Below are 8,269 nucleotides of genomic sequence, written 5' to 3'. Positions count from 1 at the left end.
CCTATATCTATTAACTAATAGATTCCTCAATAAACTATAGTTGCTTATTGAGTTCTTGCTTGATAAGAGAAAAGTCATTACAGAATGAAAAACGAAAAGGCTCAACATGAAGTTGAGCCCGTATCGGTATAATGAGTGTTAACATTTTTTAAAGAGTGACTTGCGATAAGAAACGAGTGAAGGCTCGCCATGAGTCTTTGTCGGCTTGTTCTCGATAACGTTCTGAACCAAAAACGGTAAAGGCGTGAGGCGCACCACCATAGCTGACCATTTCATGGGAAATCCCAGAGCTTTCAAGTTCTACGGCCAAGTCAGCAAATTGCTGCATCGAAATCGCTTTGTCTGCGCTGCCATGCAAGATAAGAAGAGGCGATGAAGTATTTTGGTAAGATTGCCCTTCTGGTGTTGCTAACCCCCCATGAAACGTCACGAAGCCTTTCGCTTTCATTCTCGCTCTTGCAGACTCCAGAACAGCGGCACCACCAAAGCAGTAGCCCATGACGACCGTGTTGTCTTTGTCTCCGCCTAATGTGGTAGCCTGATCTAAGCTGGCTTGCATTAACGATCTTAGTTTCGCGCGATCTTTATACAGCTCACCGGTGTGTTGTTTCTTGTCTTCAACTTTGGTTGGACGAATCCCTTTGCCAAAAAGGTCGGCGGCAAACACGTTGTATCCAAGATCATTGAGCATTTTCGCGCGTTTTATTTCATAGTCAGTAAGCCCATCCCAGTCATGAACCAATAAGACGAGCGGCGCGCTATCAGACACTTTGGACCAATGGCCTTCATACGATAAACCATCAACCTGATAGGTTATCGACTCACTTGCAGAGACCGACGAGATAACGAACATTAATTGAATAGCGATTAGACGTAGCATAATTCCCTCCTAGATTGCCTTAGCAAGTGTAGTTGGGAATTGGCATTTTACATCCATGCTGAATGATTGAAGACGTTCAATGGTTTAACTGTCGATTTCTTCTGGCTCACTCTCTTCTTGAAGCTCAAGTAAATTAATCGCAATAGAGACAAAGTCACTGTCAGTGATGATGCCAACGAGCTCGTTGTTCTCAACAATAGGTAAGCAGCCAACTTTGTGCTTTTGCATGTATTTAGCGCTTTCTTTTAATCCAGCACAGGGGGAAACGGTCATGATGCTCGTGTGCATAACGTCATTGAGTGGGGTAGACAGCGTATAAGATTGATCGCTTGGTACTTTTTGTAAGCTTGATTCTTGAGCTGCGAGTACATCGCGTTGCGTAACAATACCCAGCAGTTTTCTTTCTGTATCGACGACAGGAATATGGCGAATATCAAGCGCTTCCATCGTATTTTTGGCATCAGCCAGTGTATGTGACCGCAATAAGGTGTGAGGGTTACGTGTCATCATGTCTTCGACTTTAATCATCTTCGCCTCCAGCTATTTATCAGTACCTTATGACTATAGTTTCTTTTGGTTTATTGAATTGAGATCCAGTTCGTTTTACCGCTTTTTTCGCCAATAATCGGCACTAACTTTGACCTATGTTATTTTTGCTGCAACTAGCTTTAGTGATTTGATATAGACGCGACAAAACTTGCTATTAAATCTAAGGAATCTATACTGTTCGGCTGCGTAAAACCCATCGCTAAAGACTCGTAATTGAGAGTAGTTTTTCACTAAATTAAGACGATTGACATGCAAGTTTCTGATTTTCACTTTGAACTCCCTGACGAACTGATTGCTCGTTACCCAAAAGCTGAGCGTACAGCAAGCCGCCTTCTGCATTTAGATGGAATGAATGGCGACTTGAATGATCGTTCGTTTAAAGATGTATTGGACTTGGTTGAACCAGGTGATTTGATGGTTTTCAACAATACTCGAGTGATCCCAGCGCGTCTTTTCGGCCGCAAAGAGTCTGGTGGTAAGTTGGAAGTGCTTGTTGAGCGTATGATTGATGAGAAAAGCATTCTTGCTCATGTGCGCTGCTCTAAATCGCCTAAGCCAGGGACTCAGTTATTCCTTGGTGAAAATGATGAATACCAAGCTGAAATGGTGGCTCGTCATGATGCATTGTTTGAAATTCAGTTTAACGATGACAAATCCGTGCTTGAGATATTAAACGATGTTGGCCACATGCCATTGCCGCCGTATATCGATCGCCCAGATGAAGATGCGGATAAAGAGCGTTATCAAACGGTATACAATGAAAAGCCGGGTGCAGTCGCTGCGCCAACAGCGGGCCTTCATTTTGATGATGAGCTGCTTGCTCAAATTAAAGAGAAAGGCATCGATTTTGCGTATGTGACGCTGCACGTAGGGGCGGGTACGTTCCAACCAGTGAAAGTTGATAACATCAATGATCACCACATGCACGCTGAGTACGTGGAAGTGCCGCAAGACGTTGTGGACGCGATTGCTGCAACGAAAGCACGCGGCGGGCGTATTATTGCTGTCGGCACAACCTCTGTTCGTTCACTAGAAAGTGCAGCGCAAGACGCGGTGAAAAAGGGCACTGAACTGGTGCCTTTCTTTGGCGATACCGAAATCTTTATCTTTCCTGGCTATGAGTACCAACTTGTTGATTGCTTAGTGACCAATTTCCACCTGCCGGAGTCAACACTGATTATGCTAGTGAGCGCTTTTGCAGGCTATGACAACACCATGGCAGCGTACACTCACGCTGTGAAAGGCGAATATCGCTTCTTTAGCTATGGCGATGCCATGTTTATAAACAAAAAAACTAGCTAATGTCACACTACACTTTATAGCTGTGTCAAAAGTGCTCACTTATGTCCATAAGCTCCGCGCTTTTTCCTTGCTATAAGAGCGTAGTGTTTAATTAGTTAGCTTTTTTAAGAGATTAAGAAAGAATAACGAGTGCTAGCAGTAGGCTAGAGAAAGAGCCAGGCTCTTACTTCGCAAGGAATTCGCGACCGCTCTCGTAGGGTGAAAACCCGTCAATAATAGTCAGACTGTTTTTCTGGCAAAGTGGAGTTCTCGTGAGATTAAAATACGAACTGAAAAAAACGAACGGCAACGCTCGTCGTGGTCAACTGCAATTTGAACGCGGCACGGTTGAAACCCCTGCGTTCATGCCTGTCGGTACCTACGGTACAGTGAAAGGTATGACACCAGAAGAAGTTAAAGGCACAGGTGCTGAAATTCTTCTTGGTAACACTTTCCACCTATGGTTGCGCCCAGGTCAAGAAATCATGAAGTTGCACGGTGACCTGCATGACTTCATGAACTGGAAAGGGCCTATCCTGACGGATTCAGGTGGCTTCCAAGTATTTAGTTTGGGTAAGACACGTAAAATCACCGAAGAGGGTGTTCACTTCCGCAGCCCGGTAAACGGCGACAAGATTTTTATGGATGCAGAGAAATCAATGCAAATCCAATACGATCTTGGCTCGGATGTTGTAATGATTTTTGATGAGTGTACGCCATACCCAGCAACGCACGATGAAGCGCGTATCTCAATGGAGCGTTCTATCCGTTGGGCTGACCGTAGCCGTAACGAATTTGATCGCCAAGAGAACCAAAACTCGCTATTTGGTATTGTTCAAGGTGGTGTTTACGAAGACCTTCGTGACGTGTCTGTAAAAGCATTGACTGAGATTGGTTTTGACGGTTATGCCGTTGGTGGTTTAGCGGTTGGTGAACCAAAAGAAGACATGCACCGTGTTCTAGAACACACGTGCCCGCAACTGCCTGAAGACAAGCCTCGCTACCTTATGGGTGTAGGTAAACCTGAAGACTTGGTTGAAGGTGTTCGCCGCGGAATTGACATGTTCGATTGTGTTATGCCTACGCGAAATGCACGTAACGGCCACCTATTTGTGACCGGAGGTGTGATCAAGATCCGTAATGCGAAACATAAAACGGATACAACACCACTAGATCCGCACTGTGACTGTTACACTTGCCAGAATTATTCTAAGTCATATTTACATCACCTAGACCGTTGTAACGAAATTCTAGGTGCGCGATTAAATACGATTCATAACTTGCGTTATTACCAACGTTTAATGGAAAGCATTCGCTTGGCAATTGATGAAGATCGATTCGATAGCTTTGTTGAAGAGTTTTACGCTCGTCGTGATCGCTCTGCGCCGCCACTCGGTAACGAATAATTACAAGACCCCTGTGTTTTTAGTCTGAATACGCTTAGGCTTCTGTAGCGTATCACTTGAAAATACGGGGGGAATCCCCAATTAAATTGAATTAACAAAAATATATAGAGGACGTCTTAATGTTTATTTCTCAAGCTCACGCAGCAGCAGAAGGTGGACCAGCAGGTGGTGGTTTCGAAATGATTATCATGCTAGGTATGTTTGCTGTGATTTTCTACTTCATGATTTACCGCCCACAAGCTAAGCGTGTAAAAGAGCATAAGAATCTTATGGCCGCAATGGGCAAAGGTGATGAAGTTATTACTAGCGGTGGTCTAGTAGGCAAAATCACTAAAATCGCTGAAGACAATGACTACATCTCTATTGAGCTTAACGTGAACAATGAAGTTGTCATCAAGAAAGATTTCGTTACTGCTGTGTTACCTAAGGGTACACTGAAGTCTCTATAAAACAGCTAAAGGAATCTCGCTGTGCTAAACCGTTATCCGTTATGGAAGTATTTGATGGTGATCTTTGCCATCGCTACTGCTGCATTATATGCACTTCCAAACCTATACGGTGAAGATCCAGCTATTCAAGTTACAGGGGCGCGCGGCGCCTCTGTTGATCTGTCAACGCTGGATTCTGTCACCGCTGCCCTTGAAAAACAGGGTCTCTCTCATAAATCTATCGCCCTAGAGAATGGACAAATTCTTGTTCGTTTCAATGATACTGACACTCAGCTTACGGCTCGTGACATCATCAATGAAGCTCTTGGTAAAGACAAGATTGTTGCCCTTAACCTTGCTGCCGCTACGCCTAACTGGCTAGAGTCTATTGGCGCTGCGCCAATGAAACTCGGTCTTGATTTACGTGGTGGTGTTCACTTCTTGATGGAAGTGGATATGGACGCGGCAATGAAGACGCTTGTCGGTCAGCAAGAAGAGGCATTCCGAAGTGAACTGCGTGAAGAGCGTATTCGCTACCGTTCTATTCGCCCTTCAGGCAGTGACTCAGTAGAAGTACTTCTTCGAGACGCTGAACAGCTTGCAAGTGCGAAGGCGCTTCTGTCAGACAAGCACCGTGACATGACGTTTGTTGACTCAGACAGCAATGGTCGTTTTGCTCTATCTGCTACTTTTAATGATGCTCGTCTTACTGAAATTCGTAACTACGCTGTTGAGCAAAACATTACTATTCTACGTAATCGTGTCAATGAACTTGGTGTTGCTGAGCCTTTGGTACAGCGTCAAGGTTCAAACCGTATCGTAGTTGAATTGCCTGGTGTACAAGATACGGCTCGTGCGAAAGAGATTCTTGGTGCGACAGCAACGCTAGAATTCCGTGAAGTTGATGACCAAGCTGATTTGTCAGCCGCTGCGAGTGGCCGTGCGCCAGCAGGCAGTGAAATCAAGACAGACCGTAATGGCCGCCCAGTTGTGGTTAAAAAACGCGTGATTCTTGGTGGTGCTCACATCACCGATGCAAGCTCCAGCGTTGATGAATATGGTCGCCCACAGGTAAACATCTCACTTGATAGTGAAGGCGGCAGCAAGATGTCGACGTTCTCTCGTCAAAATGTCGGTAAGCTAATGGCGACCGTATTTGCAGAGTACAAAGACAGCGGTCGTAAGACTCCTGAAGGCAGCGTGATTCTATCTAAGCATGAAGAAGTGATTAACCAAGCGACTATTCAAACGGCACTTGGACGTAACTTCCGCATCACAGGTATCGATTCTGTTGCCGAAGCACACAACTTAGCGCTATTGCTTCGTGCTGGTGCGTTGATTGCGCCTATCTCTATCGTTGAAGAGCGCACAATTGGCCCGTCAATGGGACAACAGAACATTGATATGGGTATCCAAGCAATGATCTGGGGCATGGTAGCGGTAATGCTGTTTACGCTTATCTACTACCGTAAGTTTGGCTTTATTGCCAACATGGCTCTAATGGCGAACTTAGTGCTTATCATTGGTGTGATGTCGATGATTCCAGGGGCGACAATGACGCTGCCAGGGATTGCCGGTATTGTCTTAACCGTTGGTATGGCAGTCGATGCAAACGTTCTGATATTTGAGCGTATTCGTGAAGAGCTTCGAGAAGGAAAAAGCCCTCAGCAAGCGATTCACCAAGGCTATTCAAATGCATTCAGTACCATTGCCGATGCGAACATCACCACCTTAATCACTGCAATCATTCTGTTTGCTGTGGGTACAGGTGCTATCAAAGGTTTCGCTGTGACACTTTCCATTGGTATTTTGACTTCCATGTTTACTGCGATTGTAGGCACACGTTGTGTGGTTAACCTACTGTACGGTGGTAAGCGTGTTGATAAACTGTCGATCTAAGGCTAGGAATTAATATGTTTCAAATTCTAAAAGCAGATAAAACGATCGACTTTATGCGTTGGTCAAAAGCCGCATTCGCTTTTTCATTATTTATGATTGGCGCGGCTATCTTTACTCTTTCTACCAAGTGGCTTAACTGGGGTTTAGACTTCACGGGCGGCACACTGATTGAAGTGGGTTTTGAACAGCCTGCGAACCTAGAAGAGATTCGTAGCGCGCTAGAAGCGGAAGGCTTTGGTGATGCAACGGTTCAGAATTTCGGTTCTGCACGTGAAGTGATGGTTCGTTTGCGTCCTCGTGATGGCATTGCAAACGAAACGCTAGGCAATCAAATCATTGGTGCAATTAAAGACGGTACGGGTGAGTCGGTTGAGATGCGTCGTATCGAGTTTGTTGGCCCGAACGTGGGTGATGAGCTAACAGAAGCAGGTGGTCTTGCGATCATTGCTTCTCTGATTTGTATCTTGATCTATGTATCGATTCGTTTTGAGTGGCGTCTTGCTGCGGGTGCTGTAATGGCCTTGGCGCACGATGTTATCATCACACTTGGTATCTTCTCACTACTACAAATTGAAGTGGACTTAACCATTGTCGCAGCCTTGCTGACCGTGGTCGGGTACTCACTCAACGATACCATCGTTGTATTTGACCGTATTCGTGAAAACTTCCGCAAGATGCGTAAAGGCGAATCATCAGAGGTTATGAACAACTCAATCACACAAACATTGAGCCGTACATTAATTACTTCTGGTACAACGCTATTCGTGGTTATTGCCCTCTTTACGCAAGGTGGTGCGATGATTCATGGATTCGCTCTGGCGTTGTTATTGGGTATCACTGTGGGTACTTACTCTTCAATCTACGTTGCTTCTGCACTGGCATTGAAACTGGGTATTGAACGTGAGCACCTAATGCCAACGCAAGTTGAGAAAGAAGGTGAAGAGTTTGATGAAATGCCTTAAGGCGTTCTCTTAGTACAGTAAATTATTTGCTGTCACAGACTCAATGAAAGCCGCTAGGAAACTAGCGGCTTTTTTATTAGTTTTTCTTAAACTCACATCTTTATCCTGTCGTTTATGCATATACTGTAGTGACTTTATTAGGGCCAATGGCACTGTCGATAAAGACACGTTCAAGGAGAAATAGAGTGGAAAGGTGGCAGGGAGTATTCACAGGCTTTATCGCAGGTATGCTTTCTTTTATGAGTGCAGCAACGCCTTGGGAAGAAAAGCGCTTTCCGTCAACGCAACCGACAGAGTCCATAGGCAGCTATGCGAATGGTTGCTTGGCGGGGGCAAAAGCGTTGCCATTGGAGGGAGAAGGCTATCAAGTCATTCGTAGCCAACGTGAACGTTACTATGCACACCCCAATACCGTTAGTTTTATTCAGCATCTTGCCCAGCAAACCTATCAAGACTTGGGCTCTATTCTTCTTATCGGCGATCTCTCATTACCGCAAGGTGGACGCTTTTCATCTGGGCACTCAAGTCATCAAACCGGTCTTGATATCGACATTTGGCTTCGATTAACCAAAGAGCCACTCAGTGCGCAAGAGCTTGCGAAACCTCAAGCGATGAGCGTAGTGCATGTGAAAGAATTTGAGTTAAATAGAAAACGTTGGAGCAATGAACATTTTCAGTTGGTCAAGCTCGCTGCGCAGAATGAACAGGTGGCTCGGATTTTTGTTCACCCAGTAATTAAGAATCAGCTGTGCGAGTCTGAACAGATCAACAACCGAGAGTGGTTACGTAAAGTGAGGCCATGGTGGGGGCATCATTCTCACATTCATGTGCGGTTAAACTGCCCCGAAGGGGATAGCTCCTGTC

At 45.2% G+C, this 8,269-nt stretch carries 8 protein-coding genes; 6 read left to right on the top strand and 2 right to left on the bottom strand.

The genetic code is table 11. The annotated features are described in order from the left end of the window. Positions 1 to 148: 148 nt before the first annotated feature. Positions 149 to 853 (bottom strand): dienelactone hydrolase family protein, encoded by a 705-nt coding sequence (locus tag BCU12_RS06575; protein ID WP_241909761.1) that lies wholly within the window; start codon positions 851 to 853, stop codon positions 149 to 151. A 111-nt stretch (positions 854 to 964) separates the two neighbouring features. Next, positions 965 to 1,408: a CBS domain-containing protein gene (locus tag BCU12_RS06570; protein ID WP_102403553.1), complete on the bottom strand. Its 444-nt coding sequence runs from the start codon at positions 1,406 to 1,408 to the stop codon at positions 965 to 967. Between the two features lie 270 nt (positions 1,409 to 1,678). Here BCU12_RS06570 and queA point away from each other — a divergent pair, with 270 nt between their 5' ends. The 6 genes from queA to mepA form a co-directional block, all read left to right on the top strand. Continuing rightward, complete coding sequence (gene queA / locus BCU12_RS06565; protein ID WP_102403552.1) at positions 1,679 to 2,731, top strand: tRNA preQ1(34) S-adenosylmethionine ribosyltransferase-isomerase QueA; 1,053 nt, start codon at positions 1,679 to 1,681, stop codon at positions 2,729 to 2,731. A 251-nt stretch (positions 2,732 to 2,982) separates the two neighbouring features. After that, positions 2,983 to 4,116, top strand: a complete 1,134-nt coding sequence (gene tgt, locus BCU12_RS06560) for a tRNA guanosine(34) transglycosylase Tgt (RefSeq protein ID WP_102403551.1) — start codon at positions 2,983 to 2,985, stop codon at positions 4,114 to 4,116. A 119-nt stretch (positions 4,117 to 4,235) separates the two neighbouring features. Beyond that, entirely contained in the window at positions 4,236 to 4,565 is a 330-nt protein-coding gene (gene yajC / locus BCU12_RS06555; protein WP_102403550.1) for a preprotein translocase subunit YajC, read from the top strand. A 21-nt stretch (positions 4,566 to 4,586) separates the two neighbouring features. Next, positions 4,587 to 6,443, top strand: coding sequence for a protein translocase subunit SecD (gene secD, locus BCU12_RS06550; RefSeq protein ID WP_102403549.1), 1,857 nt, complete (start codon positions 4,587 to 4,589; stop codon positions 6,441 to 6,443). Positions 6,444 to 6,457: 14 nt separating this feature from the next. Continuing rightward, a complete protein-coding gene (secF, locus tag BCU12_RS06545; RefSeq protein WP_102403548.1) occupies positions 6,458 to 7,405 on the top strand; it encodes a protein translocase subunit SecF in 948 nt (315 codons plus the stop codon). A 227-nt stretch (positions 7,406 to 7,632) separates the two neighbouring features. Further along, a partial coding sequence (gene mepA / locus BCU12_RS06540) for a penicillin-insensitive murein endopeptidase (protein WP_102403555.1) occupies positions 7,633 to 8,269 on the top strand: 637 nt, incomplete at its 3' end.

Origin of the sequence: Vibrio sp. 10N.261.55.A7, assembly GCF_002877365.1 — a bacterium.
In the GTDB taxonomy this organism is placed as follows: domain Bacteria; phylum Pseudomonadota; class Gammaproteobacteria; order Enterobacterales; family Vibrionaceae; genus Vibrio.
This window is presented reverse-complemented; position numbering and strand designations above follow the sequence as displayed.

Bases quoted from the DNA above. Each gene is read 5' to 3' on its own strand.
- BCU12_RS06570 (WP_102403553.1), bottom strand. From the start codon at position 1,408: ATGATTAAAGTCGAAGACATGATGACACGTAACCCTCACACCTTATTG.
- secF (WP_102403548.1), top strand. From the start codon at position 6,458: ATGTTTCAAATTCTAAAAGCAGATAAAACGATCGACTTTATGCGTTGG.
- BCU12_RS06575 (WP_241909761.1), bottom strand. From the start codon at position 853: ATGTTCGTTATCTCGTCGGTCTCTGCAAGTGAGTCGATAACCTATCAG.
- yajC (WP_102403550.1), top strand. From the start codon at position 4,236: ATGTTTATTTCTCAAGCTCACGCAGCAGCAGAAGGTGGACCAGCAGGT.
- queA (WP_102403552.1), top strand. From the start codon at position 1,679: ATGCAAGTTTCTGATTTTCACTTTGAACTCCCTGACGAACTGATTGCT.